This is a genomic window from Pseudomonas endophytica (assembly GCF_001411475.1).
Taxonomy (GTDB): domain Bacteria; phylum Pseudomonadota; class Gammaproteobacteria; order Pseudomonadales; family Pseudomonadaceae; genus Aquipseudomonas; species Aquipseudomonas endophytica.
Window position 1 is genome coordinate 1 of record NZ_LLWH01000005.1, and the last position, 15,115, is coordinate 15,115.

At 56.2% G+C, this 15,115-nt stretch carries 15 protein-coding genes and 1 pseudogene; 8 read left to right on the forward strand and 8 right to left on the reverse strand.

Annotated elements, in window-relative coordinates:
- Together AQS70_RS01460 and AQS70_RS01465 are read left to right on the forward strand one after the other, a co-directional pair.
- A partial coding sequence (locus tag AQS70_RS01460) for a sensor histidine kinase (protein WP_241492783.1) occupies positions 1 to 968 on the forward strand: 968 nt, incomplete at its 5' end.
- A 36-nt stretch (positions 969 to 1,004) separates the two neighbouring features.
- Positions 1,005 to 1,694, forward strand: coding sequence for a response regulator (locus AQS70_RS01465; RefSeq protein ID WP_055101170.1), 690 nt, complete (start codon positions 1,005 to 1,007; stop codon positions 1,692 to 1,694).
- A 14-nt stretch (positions 1,695 to 1,708) separates the two neighbouring features.
- Here the strand turns inward: AQS70_RS01465 and AQS70_RS01470 are convergent, their stop codons facing one another.
- Positions 1,709 to 2,767 (reverse strand): patatin-like phospholipase family protein, encoded by a 1,059-nt coding sequence (locus AQS70_RS01470; protein ID WP_055101171.1) that lies wholly within the window; start codon positions 2,765 to 2,767, stop codon positions 1,709 to 1,711.
- 168 nt (positions 2,768 to 2,935) lie between these two features.
- Here AQS70_RS01470 and AQS70_RS01475 point away from each other — a divergent pair, with 168 nt between their 5' ends.
- From AQS70_RS01475 to AQS70_RS01485, 3 genes are all read left to right on the forward strand, one after another.
- A complete protein-coding gene (locus tag AQS70_RS01475) occupies positions 2,936 to 3,214 on the forward strand; it encodes a hypothetical protein (protein ID WP_055101172.1) in 279 nt (92 codons plus the stop codon).
- A 28-nt stretch (positions 3,215 to 3,242) separates the two neighbouring features.
- Complete coding sequence (locus AQS70_RS01480) at positions 3,243 to 3,992, forward strand: CHAD domain-containing protein (RefSeq protein WP_055101173.1); 750 nt, start codon at positions 3,243 to 3,245, stop codon at positions 3,990 to 3,992.
- Positions 3,993 to 4,155: 163 nt separating this feature from the next.
- Complete coding sequence (locus AQS70_RS01485) at positions 4,156 to 4,953, forward strand: acyl-CoA thioesterase (RefSeq protein ID WP_055101174.1); 798 nt, start codon at positions 4,156 to 4,158, stop codon at positions 4,951 to 4,953.
- On the opposite strand, the gene AQS70_RS01490 is transcribed toward AQS70_RS01485, so the two are convergent.
- Both AQS70_RS01490 and AQS70_RS01495 read right to left on the reverse strand, forming a co-directional pair.
- The gene (locus AQS70_RS01490; protein ID WP_055101175.1) at positions 4,950 to 5,216 is read right to left on the reverse strand and encodes a hypothetical protein; all 267 of its coding nucleotides are present in this window, start codon (positions 5,214 to 5,216) and stop codon (positions 4,950 to 4,952) included. The two genes, AQS70_RS01485 and AQS70_RS01490, sit on opposite strands and share 4 nt — an antisense overlap.
- Positions 5,217 to 5,398: 182 nt before the next feature.
- Positions 5,399 to 6,202, reverse strand: coding sequence for a TatD family hydrolase (locus AQS70_RS01495; protein WP_055101176.1), 804 nt, complete (start codon positions 6,200 to 6,202; stop codon positions 5,399 to 5,401).
- A gap of 236 nt (positions 6,203 to 6,438) precedes the next feature.
- Between AQS70_RS01495 and AQS70_RS01500 the strand changes: the two genes are divergently transcribed.
- Positions 6,439 to 7,857 carry an MltF family protein gene (locus AQS70_RS01500; RefSeq protein WP_055101177.1) on the forward strand — a complete coding sequence of 473 codons (1,419 nt, stop codon included), beginning with the start codon at positions 6,439 to 6,441 and terminating at the stop codon, positions 7,855 to 7,857.
- A 99-nt stretch (positions 7,858 to 7,956) separates the two neighbouring features.
- A complete protein-coding gene (locus AQS70_RS01505; RefSeq protein ID WP_055101178.1) occupies positions 7,957 to 8,400 on the forward strand; it encodes a DoxX family protein in 444 nt (147 codons plus the stop codon).
- A gap of 169 nt (positions 8,401 to 8,569) precedes the next feature.
- Here AQS70_RS01505 and AQS70_RS01510 read toward each other — a convergent pair whose 3' ends face one another.
- Positions 8,570 to 10,246 (reverse strand): acid phosphatase, encoded by a 1,677-nt coding sequence (locus tag AQS70_RS01510; RefSeq protein WP_055101179.1) that lies wholly within the window; start codon positions 10,244 to 10,246, stop codon positions 8,570 to 8,572.
- A 330-nt stretch (positions 10,247 to 10,576) separates the two neighbouring features.
- On the opposite strand from AQS70_RS01510, the gene AQS70_RS01515 reads away from it, so the two are divergent.
- Positions 10,577 to 10,885 carry a hypothetical protein gene (locus tag AQS70_RS01515; protein ID WP_055101180.1) on the forward strand — a complete coding sequence of 103 codons (309 nt, stop codon included), beginning with the start codon at positions 10,577 to 10,579 and terminating at the stop codon, positions 10,883 to 10,885.
- Positions 10,886 to 10,928: 43 nt separating this feature from the next.
- Here AQS70_RS01515 and AQS70_RS01520 read toward each other — a convergent pair whose 3' ends face one another.
- From AQS70_RS01520 to AQS70_RS01535, 4 genes and pseudogenes are all read right to left on the reverse strand, one after another.
- On the reverse strand, positions 10,929 to 11,801 hold the full coding sequence (locus tag AQS70_RS01520; RefSeq protein WP_055101181.1) for a PI-PLC domain-containing protein: 873 nt from the start codon (positions 11,799 to 11,801) through the stop codon (positions 10,929 to 10,931).
- A gap of 108 nt (positions 11,802 to 11,909) precedes the next feature.
- Positions 11,910 to 12,407: a transcription elongation factor GreB gene (gene greB / locus AQS70_RS01525; protein ID WP_055101182.1), complete on the reverse strand. Its 498-nt coding sequence runs from the start codon at positions 12,405 to 12,407 to the stop codon at positions 11,910 to 11,912.
- A gap of 34 nt (positions 12,408 to 12,441) precedes the next feature.
- Positions 12,442 to 14,946, reverse strand: a complete 2,505-nt coding sequence (locus tag AQS70_RS01530; protein WP_055101183.1) for an ABC transporter permease — start codon at positions 14,944 to 14,946, stop codon at positions 12,442 to 12,444.
- Positions 14,946 to 15,115: pseudogene (locus AQS70_RS01535) on the reverse strand (ABC transporter); the annotation flags it as partial. The pseudogene AQS70_RS01535 and the gene AQS70_RS01530, both read right to left, overlap by 1 nt.

Consider the following 15,115-nt stretch of genomic DNA (forward strand, 5'->3'; position numbering starts at 1 on the left):
CTTGGACCCACCTTCAGCCCGCCGGCAAAGGCACCGGTACATTGCCGATGGGTCATTGGTGGTGGTGGCCAATCAGTGCTGATGAGGCGCCGCTGGCGTTGCTCGGTGTGAGCCCTAAAGACGGTCATACGCTCAGTGATCAACGGCGTCGCTTGTTGATGGCCCTGACTCAGCCGCTGGCGCAGGCGCTGGCCCGTGCGCGTTTGGCGCACGACCTTGAAGCGGCGCGTTTGCATGGCGAAACCGAACAATTGCGAAGCGCTTTATTGGCCTCCGTTTCCCACGACTTACGCACGCCATTAACCACCATGCGCGGCAGTATCGACACGTTGTTGGCCTTGGGCGAGGCCATTGGGTTGGCTGATCGACGCGAGTTGCTCGAAGGTACGCGCGATGAGGCCGAGCGTTTGGATCGCTATATCCAGAACTTATTGGACATGACGCGCTTGGGGCATGGCGCCTTGAAACTGGCCCGTGATTGGGTGGCGCCCGCCGACATCGTGGGCAGTGCGTTGAATCGGCTGCGGGCCGTGTTGGCGCCGTTGCAAGTGCACGTGGAGGTGCCGCCGCAGTTGCCGCTGCTGCATGTTCACGCGGCGTTGATCGAGCAGGCCTTGGTAAATGTGTTGGAAAACGCCGCACGCTTTTCACCGCTGCAAGGGCAACTGCGCTTGAGCGCCGGGGCGGGCGAAGGTGAGTTGTGGTTTGCCGTCAGCGATCAAGGGCCGGGGATTCCAGAGCAAGACCGAGCGAAAATCTTCGACATGTTTTACACCGCTGCGCGCGGTGATCGTGGAGGGCAGGGCACAGGGCTAGGCTTGGCCATTTGCCAAGGCATGGTCGGCGCGCACGGCGGGCGCATCACCGTGGGGGAAGGCAGCGGCGGGCAGGGCACTTGCATCACGCTGTACTTACCCTTGTGCGAGCAACCGGCAATGGAACAGGAAGAGGCGGAACGTGAAGACTGATACTCTTTGGCCATGTTTTTACTGCGATGAAGGATCATGAGCCAGCCTGCAACGATTTTGGTCATTGATGATGAGCCTCAGATCCGCAAGTTTCTGCGCATCAGCCTGGTGTCTCAGGGCTACAGCGTGTTGGAGGCGGCCACCGGAGTTGAAGGCTTGAGCCTCGCGGCCTTGAACAAACCGGATGTATTGGTGCTCGACTTGGGCTTGCCGGATATGGACGGCCAGCAGGTGTTGTGCGAGTTTCGCGAGTGGTCGAATGCCCCGGTTTTGGTGCTCTCGGTGCGCGCCAGCGAAGCGCAAAAAGTCCAAGCGCTGGACGCCGGGGCCAATGACTACGTGACTAAGCCTTTTGGGATTCAGGAGTTTTTGGCGCGCATTCGTGCATTACTGCGTCAAGCGCCCGCGGGTGAAACCCAACCAGCGGCGGTTGAGCTAGGCCCGTTAACCATCGACTTGGCGTTTCGCCGGGTGTTGCTCGACGGGGTTGAAGTGGCCCTGACTCGCAAAGAGTTTGCCGTGCTAGCGCAATTGGCACGTTATCCGGGCCGGGTGATTACCCAGCAGCAATTGCTTAAAGACATTTGGGGCCCCACCCATATCGAGAACAGCCACTATTTGCGCATTGTGGTCGGGCATGTGCGGCAAACGCTCGCGGACGACCCGACTTGCCCGCGCTTTATCGCCACTGAACCCGGTGTCGGTTACCGGTTGTTAGGGGGATAACCGCCGCGCAACCGTCAGTCGCGTGGGCGCTGGTCGGCTTCATAGCGGTCCAGCGTGTCCTTGGCAATTTCCCGTCCCAGCGCGATCAGCTCAGGCGCCTTGTAAAACTCAAAGAACCGGCACACACGTTTCGGCACATTGATCAAAATATCCGGCGGGTAACCGGCGATTTTGTACTGCGCCAATGAGGTTTGCATCACCTCAAAGCTCTGGTTGATCAGGTCCAGCAACGACGCTGGGCCGACGTTGTCGATGATGACCGAACCCGTGGCCGAGTTGGGGGCTCCCTGTTTGTCATGGGCGATCGGTTGCTGGGGTTTAGCCAGAGTTGATTCGAGCCAAGGGTTGGGCGGCTCATCAGCGGGCGGCTCGGTGGACGGCTTGAGCATTTCTTGTTCAAGGTCGAGCAGGTGTTCGGCTTGCTTAGTCCGAAACGGGATGTGCGACCCCAATGAGCTCATCAGGTTATTAAAACGCCCTTTAAACGCTGCTGGCCGCGCAATGACCGGGAGCTGGTAATGGCTGTGGGTGTTTGAGTTCAAGTTGACGGCAATCACCAAGTCGCAATGGCTGGAAACGACCGGGACGATGGGTAACGGGTTTAGCAACCCGCCGTCAACCAACATGCGATTGCCTTGCATCACCGGGGTAAACAGGCTGGGAATCGCGGCAGAGGCCCGCATGGCTTGGTGTAAGCAGCCTTCCTGAAACCAGATCTCTTGCTGATGGGTCAGGTCGGTGGCCACGGCGGTGTAAGGGATACGCAGGTCTTCAATGTTGATCTCGCCCACAATATTGCGAATTTGCCCGAAGACTTTTTCGCCGCGAATCGCCCCCAGTCGAAAACTCACATCGACCAAGCGCAAGACATCCAGGTAATCGAGGCTTTGAATCCAATCGCGGTATTGGTCCAACTTCCCGGCGGCGTAGATCCCTCCGACCACCGCGCCCATCGAGCAGCCAGCAATACAGGCGATGTCATAGCCACGGCTTTCGAGCTCTTCAATGACGCCGATATGGGCATAGCCCCGTGCGCCCCCTGAGCCCAGCACCAATGCAATACGTTTTTTCATGACCCGGTCCATTCCAAGACAAGTGCTCACAATGCCTTTTTGTTACGTATAGCGACAGCTCAAACCGATTCTGCTTGCTAGTCTTGAGCAACGATATTTTGTATCGCGGCACTTTTAGGCCGATTTCTCGTCTTAGCGTGTACTGAACATTACTCTGAGGGTTAGCCCATGAAAGCTTGGATCTGCGTGCCATTAATGGCTGTTGCCCTAGTCGGTTGCGCGGGCAAAAAGGTGTATCGCGACAGTTGTGCGACACAACTGGATGCGGCTTGGCACGAGCTGGATTTGGCTAAGGCTGAGGGGTTTGCGGGCACGGTGAGCTATTCCAAAGCGCTGTCGTTGCTGACAGCGGCGAAAACCCAGCAACAATTCGAAGCGTTTGAGGGCTGCACTGTTAAGTCCGAGAAAGCGCGTTTCTATATTCAAGAGTCCCGTGCGGGTCGTTAAAGCGGCCACGTGACGGGGGAGAGTAAGGATGTCTGATTTGGTTGACCGGATCGTGGCTAACTGTTTGCGTCTGGAGGTCGGCTTGCTGGCTTGCCAAGCGCGCTTACAGGCTCAAACCGATCCTGAGGCACTGCATGACTTGCGCACCACAGTGCGTCGTTTGCGCAGTTTATTACGCCCGCTGCGTGGTTTACCGGGCGTGGTCCAGCTTGAAATGTCGGCTTCGCAAGTTGGCGTGTTAACAACCCCATTGCGTGACCTTGAGGTCTTGGCGGCGCACCTTGAGCAACAAGGGCATTCGACCTTGGCCAAGCGCCGTTTAAAACAGTTGGCGGGTAGTTATCAGCGGGTCGCTGCCAGCGCAGAGCTGTTGCAATTGTTGATGATTCTGGAGGCGTTTCCGCGCTTTTTACGCGCCAGCCAACGCGAAGGTTTGCTGCGCGGGTTACGTCAGAACATCGAAACGGTGTTGGCCAAACAACGTAAAAACCTCAGCAAGGCATTGAATGACCCAGCGCATGATCGGCATCAGGTGCGCTTAATGATCAAGCGCGTGCGCTATGGTGCCGAGGCTTATCCAGCGTTGTCCAGCGTGCCGACGACCATGGTCAAACACCTCAAAGACGCGCAAAAAGCCTTGGGCCAATGGCATGACGCTTGGCAGTGGTTAGCCCAAGCCGAGCAACAACCCGACTTGCAGCCGTGTGTTGAGCAATGGCGTGCCATCCTAGCCCGAGGCGAGAAACGCGCCGACCGAGCGTTGATGAAGTTGAGCTGAATAACGCGAAACTCTTAGATGCAATCCACAGCTCCTACAAATACAGGTTGTATGGCGTTTGATCTAGGACGCCACTTTCAGCAGGTGTTTTGGCGTATACACGCGCTGTACAGGTTCAGATGGATCAGTAGTATCACGTCATACTTTTAACCTTGAGGTGCTTATGCAGTTTTCAGAGTTGGTTGACGCGGTGCGCAAGAGCCCTTTGGACGTGACAATCTCTGAAGATTGGGGGCAGGGACGGGCCAGTTTTGGTGGGTTAATGGTGGCATTGCAGTACGAAGCCATGCGTGCTCAAGTCTCAGCCGAACGGGCGTTGCGCTCGCTGGCGGTGACGTTTGTCGGGCCTGCCGAGCCGGGTGTACCGGTCAGCTTCGAGGTCCAAGTGTTACGCGAAGGCAAGGCGGTGAGCCAAGTGTTGGGGCGTGCGCTGCAAAAGGGTCAAGTGGTGACCTTGGTGCAAGGCAGCTTTGGGGCGGCACGTGAGTCTGTGGTGACTGTCGAAAGCTTGCCAGCGCCGCAGATGAGAGCCCCGCAGGAATGCCAGCAGTTGCCTTACATCAAGGGCATTACCCCGGAGTTTATGCGTCACTTGTCCATGGGTTGGGCAGTGGGTGCACTTCCGTTTAGCGGGCGCGGCACACGTGAGATGGGCGGTTGGGTGCGTTTAGCCGAAGAGGTCGAAGCGCAACCACTCACCGAAACCCATCTGTTGGCCATGGTCGATGCGTGGCCCCCCGCTTTGTTGCCGCTGTTGAACAAGCCGACGGCGGGTAGCACGCTGACTTGGACCATTGAGTTTGTGCAACCGCTGCCTAAGGCCAACACCCTCGATTGGTGCCAATACCTGGCGGTCATTGAACATGCCCGTGACGGCTACGGTCATGTGGCGGCCAACCTGTGGGCACCTAATGGTGAGCTGATAGCGATCAGCCGTCAGACCGTCGCTGTTTTTGGCTAAAAGGTTTCACTGCGCAGGGCATTCACAGCTTTGGCTTGGTGTTGGCGACTGTGGTACTGAATGGCCAAACCGGCGAACAGCGCCACCAGACCAATCACCGCACTCGAAGCGTTGTTGCTAAACACCCCTGAAGCCAATAACAAAAACGCCAGCACTGTCAGGGTGATAGCCATCAGGCTCAGCGCCTGATGGTTTGCGCTGCGAGTTCCCTGTGGGTTAGAACGCCATTGCCAGGCGGGTAGATCAGGATGACGTTTGCCCATGATTGCTCTCCTTGTTTCAAGTCTTATCTGAAGCAGATGAGCCAAGAATAGGCATGAGCCGAGCGCACGGCGAATCAAGTCTGGCTATGGGCCTTATAGCCTTAACCGGGCCCTGGCTCGATTCACGTTGATCTTACAGAGCCATGTTGGGTGCTCTGTGTTCTGGTGGTGCTCGAAAAAGGCTACAACTGCGGCAAGCCAAAAAAACTACGGGCGCAGGCGGTGGTATGGGCGGCTAGGTCGTGTTCAGACTCAGCACGATGCACGGCGACTTCGCGTAGCACTTCAGTTAGATACGCCGGCTCATTGCGGCCGTTTTTTGGTTTGGGACGCAAAGTACGCGGCAGCAAATAAGGCGCGTCGCTTTCAAGCATCAACCGCCCCTGAGGGATTTCTCGTACCAGCGGATGCAGGTGGGTGCCGCGGCGCTCGTCACAAATCCAGCCGGTGATTCCGATGTGCAGGTCTAGATCCAAGTAGCTGAATAAGGCCCGTTTCTCGCCAGTGAAGCAGTGAACAACCGCCGCAGGCAGATGGTCGCGATAGTTGCGCAGGATTTCCAACAAGCGTTGATTGGCGTCACGCTCGTGAAGGAATACCGGCAATTGCAACTCCACGGCCATTGCCAAGTGTTCTTCCAGCACTTTCTCTTGCTGCATACGAGGTGAGAAGTCGCGGTTGAAGTCCAGCCCGCATTCGCCCACGGCGCGTACGTTAGGCGCTGTAAGTAATGCCCGCAGACGCTGAGCGCTGTCGCCGTTCCAGTCACTGGCTGAGTGCGGGTGAATTCCGGCAGTCGCGAACAGCCGTTGGCTGCCTTCGTCCAGCTCATGGCACAGTTGCAAGGCCTGTTCGCTGCCTTCAACACTGGTGCCGGTAAGGACTAACTGTGCGACGCCTGCGGCGTAAGCACGGTCTAGCACGGCTTGGTGTTTGCCGTCGAAGCTGGGGTTGGTCAGGTTGACGCCGATATCGATGAGTTGCATGGTGCTACCTCAGGCCACAGGCCGCGAAGCATATCAGAGCTGTAGATTTATAAGAAAAGCCAAGAACTACAGACGCTTATGGTTGTCTTTGAATGCCGCAACAACGCAATGCCTTTTTCATTTCAGGGTGCATTGACTGTACTGCGCTCTGTTTCCAGCATTGAAATCCCTAAATGGGACGACCGATTGTCGGGTAATCCGCCACGGTGCTGGACTGTATTCTTTACGGAGAACGGATGACGAGACCTACGTTATTGATTGCGCTGTGCCTGTTGCTGATGCCACTCCCGGCAATGGCGCGTTTGGCGGGGCCGTTACAAGTTGGACAGCCAAGTCAGGCCCGCGATCTGGCGCAGATCCGCAGCAGCCAAGTGCTGCGCGTGTTGGTCAATCAAAGTCGTAACAGCTCCGGCGCAGTGCAGGGCCAAGACATCGGCGTTGAGTACCATCGCCTGCGCGCGTTCGAGCAGTACCTCAATGCCCGTGCCAGAGACGGGCATGAAATCACCCTCAAAATTATCCCTAAAGCTAAAGATCAGTTACTCGGTGCGTTGTTGCGCGGCGAGGGAGATCTGATGGCACCGGGCGAGTTGCTGGACGTCAAGCCCAGCCATGCGGTTAGCCCAAGTGATCCGGTGGTCGATCGTGTGCCATTGCTGTTGGTGGGGGTTAAAGGCGAGCGACGTTTCACGCGGTTCGATCAGCTTTCGGGGCGCACGGTGACATTGAGCGCAGGCAGCGCAGCCGGTGAGTCGATTGATCTGATCAATCAAAAGCTCGCACTGCGCAAAATGCCCCCGATAAAGGTTGAGTGGGTAGATCCGAGCTTGGCAGTGGAAGATGTGCTGGAGATGGTGCAGGCCGGGATCTTTCATCTGACAATTGTGGAAAAACCAATTGCTGAGCGCTGGGCTACGTTGATGCCAAAACTGCGTTTTGATCGTCAGGTGTTGATCAGCGAACCGGCCGCCATGCGTTGGTTTGTGCGCCGCGATGCAGCCATGTTGCACGCCAGTATTGATGGTTTTTTGGCGAGTTATAAAGCCCCTTCAAATCAGGACAAGGCTTTCAAACAGGTGTACCGCGGTCTGTATCGTGTGCATAACCCATTAGCCAAATCGGATCGGCAGAAGTTGGAAAAACTCCGCCCGGTTTTGCAGAAACATGCGCGCCAGCAGGGTCTTGATTGGTTAAACCTTGCGGCGCTGGCGTTTAAGGAATCGACCTTGAACCCACAGGCTAAAGGCTATGGCGGGGCGACGGGCTTGCTGCAAATTACCCCTAGCGCAGCGCAACGGGTCGGGGTCAATAACATCAAGAATGTCGATAATAATGTGCAGGCCGCAGCCAAGTACTTGGCGTTGATCCGACGTAAATTCTTCGCCAGCCCTAAACTCAATGAGCGTGAGCGCATGGCCTTTGTCTTGGCGGCTTACAACATGGGGCCAGAGCGGGTTCAGGCTATGCGGGCCGAAGCCAAACGTCGTGGGTTAAACCCCAACCAGTGGTTTTTCCAGGTTGAGCGGATTGCCATGGAGCAGGTCGGGATGAATGCCGTGAGCTATGTTAATAGCGTGAATAAATATTATTTGGCCTTCGATCGTGAGCGTGACTCTTTAGAACCCGCAGCAGGGCGAATGGCTTTACGCAAATGATCGAATAAGTCGATAATAAACTTGGGTTAATTCGGCTTTTAACAGTGTTAAAACTGATTAATATGGCGTCCATTCCCACCCGCTTAGAAGGAACGCACCATGAGCAAACTGACCCAAACTGTTTTCGCAACCCGCGCCGGTTATGGCTTGACCGTTTTGCGAATTTTCATCGGCATCATCTTTGTCGCTCATGGTTCACAAAAGCTCTTTGGCTGGTTTGGAGGCGGTGGCTTGGCGGGCACCGCGCAATGGATGGAAAGCATTGGTTTGGCGCCGGGCACCTTGATGGCCTTGCTGGCGGGCGGGACTGAATTTTTTGCTGGGCTGGCCTTGATTATCGGTTTGCTGACGCGTCCAGCGGCATTGGGGCTGACGTTCACCTTGTTGGTGGCAATTTTCTCGGTGCATATCCATAACGGGCTGTTTATGGCCAATAACGGTTATGAGTTCGCGCTGGCTTTGCTAGGGGGCACCTTGGCGGTTTTGATTGAAGGGGCTGGCAAGCTGTCGGTTGATCGGGCCATCGCTGCTAAGGCTCAGTAAGAAATGTACCTGCGCTCGGTTATGCGGCGTTGATAACAGGCTCGCCTAACCTTCACGCGATAACATTTCGTACAGACTCTATGCTGAACCTCTGTTTCCGACACTGATATTAAAAAACTGGCGTTCTGATAAAGAACGCCGGTTTTTTTATGGGAGAACGTGGCTCAAGTCAGAGCAACAGCGCGTTTGTCAGGTCGCCCATAGGCGCTTGCCCGCGGGCTCGCATGGCCTCGTCACGTTGTTTCAGACCTTCAAGCGTTTCTAACTGATGCACGCGGGTGATCAGGCGCAGAATTGACGCCGTGTCATAGACCGTGTGGTCAACCGTGCCTTTGCGCGCAAAAGGTGACACTACTAGGGCCGGGATGCGCGTCCCTGGCCCCCAGCGGTCGCCTTTGGGTGGAGCCACGTGGTCCCACCAGCCGCCGTTTTCGTCCACGGTCAGTACGATGACCATGTTTTCCCACTGAGGGCTGTTACGCAGCACTTTAATAACGCGGTCTAGGTGTCGGTCGCCGGACGCCACATCGGCATAACCGGCGTGCAGGTTGAGGTTGCCCTGAGGTTTGTAGAAAGACACCGCTGGCAGCTCGCCGGCCTGGGCATCAGCCAAAAACCGATTGGTACTGGTTTCATCACCAAGACCGCCATCGCGCAAACGTTTACTGCGCTCGGCCGGGTTTTGCGGGCCTTGCTGAGTGAAGTAGTTGAACGGCTGATGGTGGTACTGGAAATTAGGGATCTTGGGCATGCCGTCCGAGTTTTTGTACTGATCGAGCGTGGCCTGCCAAGCACCTGCATACCACGCCCAGTCGATATTTTTTTTACTCAGTTTGTCGCCGATGTGCTCATGGGTTTGCGGCACCAGCACGCTTGGAAGATCGGGTTTTGAGTAGTCCGGGCGCTCGGGGTCGCGAATCCAGGTCGGCCAGAAAGGCGGCGCCATGGTGTTGACGGCATAACCGTCAGGCGTCAGTGCGCTGGGGCCAAATTGCGGGGCGCCGGTCATGGCGCTCTCTGGCGATTTATCCAACGGTTTGAGGCGTGTACTGGTCTGGTCGTCGCCTTGCAGGGTGGCGATCTGGGCCTTAGCTACGGAGTCGGTAGCGTTTGGGTAGAACGGCACCGCAGCACTGATCAAGTATTGGTGATTGAGGAACGAGCCGCCAAAGGCGCCCTGAAAGAAGTTGTCACAGAGCACAAACTCACGCGCCACATCCCATAAGCGCAGGGAGTATTGCGACTGGTCGTAATAGCCCATGGGTAGGCCGCCAGAATCTGCCCAAGCGACAAACTGATCATTCTTGCCTTCGTTAATTTGCATTTGGTTCTGATAGAACACGTGCCATAGGTCGCGGGTTACCAGGTTCAGCGGTAGATCTTCTTGATTCGGACCTTTCAGGGCGAACGGTGCGTTAGGCAGGTTTTCCTGAAACTGCACCCCTTGCGGGTAGGTGACGCCATCAACGGTCTGCGGGCCCACCGGCAAGACGCCACCCCAAACGGGTGGCAAGCGCTTGAGCACACTACCGTCACGGTCACGTTGTTGATAGTCAGCGGGTTTGAGCGCGGACAAGGGCTTCTCTACGCCGGGGAAGTTAGCGAATAAATTGTTGAAGCTGCGGTTCTCGGCATAGATCACCACGATGGTCTTGATCTGTTCGTGGAGCTTTTTGTCCAGTTCGTTCGGCGTCAATGTGGGCGCTGATGTGGCGGGCTGTTGCTCTTGGCCTGCGTAAACGTTCAAGGTCGCAGCACTGACACCAAGCGCAGCCGCACCGGCGAGGAAGCGACGGCGGCTGGCATCGGCAGGGAGTAGGGGGTCCTTGTCTTTTTCGTCGCTCATTACGGATCCTGTTAGCGGTTACAAAACATTTCGGCGGCAGCCTAACAAGGGATTATGACGGCGGGGTTTCAGTTGATCGAATTGATTTGTTGCTAGCAGCTGCATTTATCGAGTGCCGTACCCACGTAGACGGGGTGTCTGGGGCGGGCTTTTCATGGCACGTGATTCTTGACAGTTGTAAGCGGCTTTATCTAGGATGTTTCTTGCGCCGATTTAAACAGCTACTTGCGGGGCGCCAGGGTGTCTAAAGACGCTCGAAATACCGCTAAAGCGCTGGTTCGGTGTTGCCTCTCACCTGCCACGCAGAACCTTGAGGCGGAGAACCGATGTATGAGTCACCCACGTCCTTTTGTTCGTATCGCGCCGATCACGGCCAATCAGACTTCTCGCACTCCAAAAATCCTTCTGGGCGGCAAACATCAGCCAACGCTGTTGCGTTATCTGGATGGCTGGCCGCGTCGCAAGGGGCAGACGTCAGCCTTTTTGATTCAGTTTGTTGAGGAAGGGGATGGATTGGTGCGCTTTGCCGGGGACAGTTTTGATTTGGCCGTAATTCAGTCGCCTTCAACCGAAGATGCCGAATTGGTTATTCGAAACCTCATTCGAGTGTCACGTCAGGGCCTAATTACCCTACGTTAATCCGCCTGCGCCGAAACCTAGTGATTCGGCGCACGTTTTGCGATCAGTTGGGCAGAGCGTAAAGGTTTAACCGCTGTCCTTTTATATGGTTGGCGTGCTGACAATTTTTTACCAGTTGGCTGCGTGTTGACCAATCAGTGTTAATAATGAAGAACGTCTGGATGTAACTATCCTGGTCTTCGGACTTGAACCACACATCAATTTTGTCAGTGAAGTCATCGGGGACAAAAAACGGTAAAACATACTTGGCGCACTGTATGGATGCCAGCTTGTAATGAGACTTGTAGCGTTCAAACGCAGTGTCCATGAATGCTTTAAGTGCTCGAGTGCTGATGAGGTTATTTTGGCTCCAGTTTTGATCTACGCCTTCCCAGAATGTTCGATTGTCGGTGTAATCGTTATAGGCAACCACCACATTTTGGCCTGGGTGCTGTTGCCATATTTCACCCACCGTTAGGGCTTCTAAATCTGAGGGAATAATGCGCGATTGCAAGGTGTTTATAATCAGCGCCTGTAACTCTTCGTGCGCTTGCGGGGTGAAATCTCTGAACTCATGGAAGTCGAGCACAATGATTTCTTGCTGTGCCTGCGGATCGGTAAAGAAGTTAAGCAGCATTGCCAAGATGTCATTGGCCACTGTTCGGCCTGACGACGTGCGGTGAAATAACTGAAACCGTTGCGCTTGTCCGGGGGCATACTCAGCGTAGAAAGCCACTCTTAGATCCAGTGCACGAATACCGTGAAGCACCTGCTTGTGGGGGGAAACGTCTTGGGTTATTTCTTGTGGCAGTTGTAGGTTGGGGGCTTGTTTGTCGCTTCCGGCGTCGTGGCTGCCGGGCAGTATCAGTTGGCCAATATGCAGATTTTTTATATCAGGTGTTTGGCTCATCCAATAACGATGTTCTTCAGTGCTCATGGTCTTTCACTCCTTGAATGACCGTGGGTTTAATAACCTGAGCTTAGTGTTAAAGATCGTTATTGCACGTTACTGACATATAGCGCGACACTTTTGGAGTGGGGTGTATTAAGGGTATTCAATGGCCGCTATGACGACCCACTGTTCGCCAGTAGGTGTTTGTACTTGCACCTCGGCATCCAACGATTTACCAATCAGCGCGCGGGCCAACGGCGAGTCGATGCTGATAAGGCCTTGCTTCAGATCCAGCTCATCGGGGCCGACAATGCGATAACGTGACTCTTTACCGTCCTCATCCTCAATCGTGACCCACGCGCCGAAATACACCTTATTCGGATCGCTGGGTTTTTCGCTGACCACTTTGAGGCTTTCGAGACGCTTTGTAAGAAAGCGCACGCGACTGTCGATTTCGCGCAGCATCTTCTTACCGTAAGTGTATTCAGCGTTTTCCGAACGATCGCCCTGAGCCGCAGCCTCGCTGACCGATTGCGTGACTTGCGGTCTGCGTACATGCCATAGCTCATGTAATTCAGCGCGCATCCGCGCTTCACCTTCAGGGGTGATCAGCGCGGTGCCAGCAGGGCGAGGAGGACGATAGCGACTCATGTTAGATCCGATTGCAGAGAAGGGCGCGAGTCTATCAGCCCTCGCGCAGCACAGTCAGGGGGCTGGCATTTAGTGCCCGACGAGTACCTAGCACACCTGCACCCCCAACCATCAGAGCGCCGAGTACGGGCAGCACCAGCAACCACGGGTGCGGATGCCAAGGCAGATCGAAGGCAAAACGGTACAGCGCAAGGCTTACCAGTTCAGCGCCCAACGCCGCCAGTAAGCCGCTGGTGGCGCCTAATAAGCCAAACTCGATGCGTCGGGCTTTGATCAGCAGTTGGCGCTCTGCCCCTAATGCCCGTAGCAGTGCGCCTTGACGGATGCGCTCATCCAAAGTGGATTGCAAGCCGGAAAACAGTACCGTCATGCCTGCGGCCAAGACGAACAACAGCACGTATTCAACAGCAATTGTGACTTGCGCCAGAATGCTGCGCAGTTGATCGAGCAAGGCATCAATAGGCAGAATGGTCACTGCTGGGAAGCTGCGCGACAGTTCGATGATCTGCGAATCATGGCCAGTCGCCAGATAAAAGCTGGTGAGGTAGGTGGTCGGTAAGTCTTGCAGGGTGCCGGGCTGGAAAATCATGAAGAAGTTAGGCTGGAAGTTATCCCAGTTGATGGTGCGCAAACTGGTGACTTGCGCTTCGCGGTTTACGCCGGCCACGGTAAATATCAGATGATCGCCCAGCTTGAGCTTCAAGCTCTCGGCCACTTTGGCCTCAACCGACACGCCCGGTACTTCGCCGCTGGGTTGCTCAGACCACCATTGGCCTTCGGTCAGCTCGTTGCCCTCAGGCAGGTTGGCGGACCAGGTTAGGCTCAGATCGCGCTGGACTGCCTTATCGCCGCTGGAGTCTTTGGTGACGATTTCTTGTACCGGTTCGCCATTGATGCTTATGAGGCGGCCTGGGACCACGGGATAAATAGGCGCGGCTTGCGCTTGAAGTGTCTGCAGGTGCGCACCAAAGGCGTCTTTGTCGGCAGGCAAGATGTTGAGCGCGAAGTAGTTCGGCGCGTCTTTGGGTAACTGGTTTTGCCACGTGTCGAGCAACTCACCGCGCAACAAAGCAATCAGCGCCATGGACAGCAGGATCAAGCCAAAAGCCAATGCCTGACCCGCTGCTGCCAATGGTTGGCGCAGCAGTTGCCCCAACCCCAGACGCCAAGGCAAGGACGCTTTTGCCAGCCCGCGACGTAGACCTTTTAGGCCAAGAAGCAACACGCTCCCGAGTATCAATGCACTGATTAAGCCACCGCCGAGCAGGGCAAAGGTCAGCACTAAATCAAGGCTCATGCGCCACATGATCAGGCCCAGCGCCAGTAGCGCGGCACCGTAGACCGTCCAGGTGCTGGCCGGGATCGGCAGAATATCGCGGCGCAGCACACGCAGGGGCGGTACACGGCCCAAAGCGGCCAAAGGTGGCAGGGCGAAACCAGCCAGTGCCACCAGCCCGGTGCCCATGCCCGCCAAAGCGGGTAGAACGCCGCCGGGCGGAAGGTCGGCAGGGAGCAAGTCGTGCAGCAAGGCGAATAGCCCCAGTTGCGCTAGCCAGCCAAGCAGGGCGCCGGTAAAGCTGGCCAGTAGGCCGAGCATGGCGAGTTGCAAGCTAAACAGCCACAGTGTTTCGCGACGTGATAAACCTAAGCAGCGCAGCAAGGCGCTGGCGTCAAAACGACGATTGGCAAAGCGCGTTGCAGAAAGGGCCACCGCCACCCCTGCTAACAAGACGGCCACCAGGCTGGCCATATTCAAATAGCGTTCAGCTTTGCCGAGCGCGCCACCAATCTGTTGGTTGCCGTCACGCCCGTCCAGCAAGCGCTGGTTAGCGTCTAGGCCCGGCTGGATGACGTTTCGGTAAGACTCAAGCGCTGGCGCATCGCCGCGCCATAATTCGCGGAAACTGACTCGGCTACCCGGCTGGACGATGCCGGTTGCTTGCAAGTCGTCCAAATTGATCAGTACGCGAGGTGTCAGGCTATAAAAATTACCGGCGCGATCAGGTTCGTAGGTCAGTACGCGGGTGATTTTTACGCTTTTTGAGCCAACGTCAATGTCGTCACCGACGCGCAGGTCAAGCGCGGTGAGGAGTCGAGGCTCCACCCACGCTTCTCCAGGCTTTGGTCCGCCACCCTGCTGCTCTTCGGCGAAGGGTTGGGCGGCGCTTTTAAGCTGGCCGCGCAAAGGGTAAGCGTCATCAGCCGCTTTGATGCTGGACAACTGAATGCCGTTGTCCGTGGCAACCACGCTGGAAAACTCGACGATTTGCGCGTGTTTGAGCCCCAGCTCCCGGCCCACTCGAATTTGCTCTTCGCGTGCCGGGGAACTGCCCTCTAGCACGAGGTCTGCGCCCAAGAACTCGGTGGCGCGCAGCACCATTGCGCCGTTAAGGCGCGCACCAAAGTAGCCAATCGCGGTGCTGGCGGCGACGGCGACCAGCACGGCAAAAAACAGCACGCGCAATTCACCGGCGCGGGCATCACGCAGCAATTGGCGTAAGGCGAGACTGACAAGACGAAACAGCGGCAAACGTGCCATCAAGGCTCCAGTGGGCCGACCAAATGGCCAGCATCAAGACGGATCAAGCGTCGGCAGCGATGGGCCAGACGCTCGTCATGGGTCACCAGAACGAGCGTGGTGCCCTGTTCTTTGTTCAGCTCAAAGAGCAGCTCGGTAATGCGCTCACCCGTGTGACTGTCGAGGTTGC

Bases quoted from the DNA above. Each gene is read 5' to 3' on its own strand.
- AQS70_RS01505 (WP_055101178.1), top strand. From the start codon at position 7,957: ATGAGCAAACTGACCCAAACTGTTTTCGCAACCCGCGCCGGTTATGGC.
- AQS70_RS01500 (WP_055101177.1), top strand. From the start codon at position 6,439: ATGACGAGACCTACGTTATTGATTGCGCTGTGCCTGTTGCTGATGCCA.
- AQS70_RS01485 (WP_055101174.1), top strand. From the start codon at position 4,156: ATGCAGTTTTCAGAGTTGGTTGACGCGGTGCGCAAGAGCCCTTTGGAC.
- AQS70_RS01465 (WP_055101170.1), top strand. From the start codon at position 1,005: ATGAGCCAGCCTGCAACGATTTTGGTCATTGATGATGAGCCTCAGATC.
- AQS70_RS01490 (WP_055101175.1), bottom strand. From the start codon at position 5,216: ATGGGCAAACGTCATCCTGATCTACCCGCCTGGCAATGGCGTTCTAAC.
- AQS70_RS01470 (WP_055101171.1), bottom strand. From the start codon at position 2,767: ATGAAAAAACGTATTGCATTGGTGCTGGGCTCAGGGGGCGCACGGGGC.
- AQS70_RS01495 (WP_055101176.1), bottom strand. From the start codon at position 6,202: ATGCAACTCATCGATATCGGCGTCAACCTGACCAACCCCAGCTTCGAC.
- AQS70_RS01510 (WP_055101179.1), bottom strand. From the start codon at position 10,246: ATGAGCGACGAAAAAGACAAGGACCCCCTACTCCCTGCCGATGCCAGC.
- greB (WP_055101182.1), bottom strand. From the start codon at position 12,407: ATGAGTCGCTATCGTCCTCCTCGCCCTGCTGGCACCGCGCTGATCACC.
- AQS70_RS01520 (WP_055101181.1), bottom strand. From the start codon at position 11,801: ATGAGCACTGAAGAACATCGTTATTGGATGAGCCAAACACCTGATATA.
- AQS70_RS01480 (WP_055101173.1), top strand. From the start codon at position 3,243: ATGTCTGATTTGGTTGACCGGATCGTGGCTAACTGTTTGCGTCTGGAG.
- AQS70_RS01475 (WP_055101172.1), top strand. From the start codon at position 2,936: ATGAAAGCTTGGATCTGCGTGCCATTAATGGCTGTTGCCCTAGTCGGT.
- AQS70_RS01530 (WP_055101183.1), bottom strand. From the start codon at position 14,946: ATGGCACGTTTGCCGCTGTTTCGTCTTGTCAGTCTCGCCTTACGCCAA.
- AQS70_RS01515 (WP_055101180.1), top strand. From the start codon at position 10,577: ATGAGTCACCCACGTCCTTTTGTTCGTATCGCGCCGATCACGGCCAAT.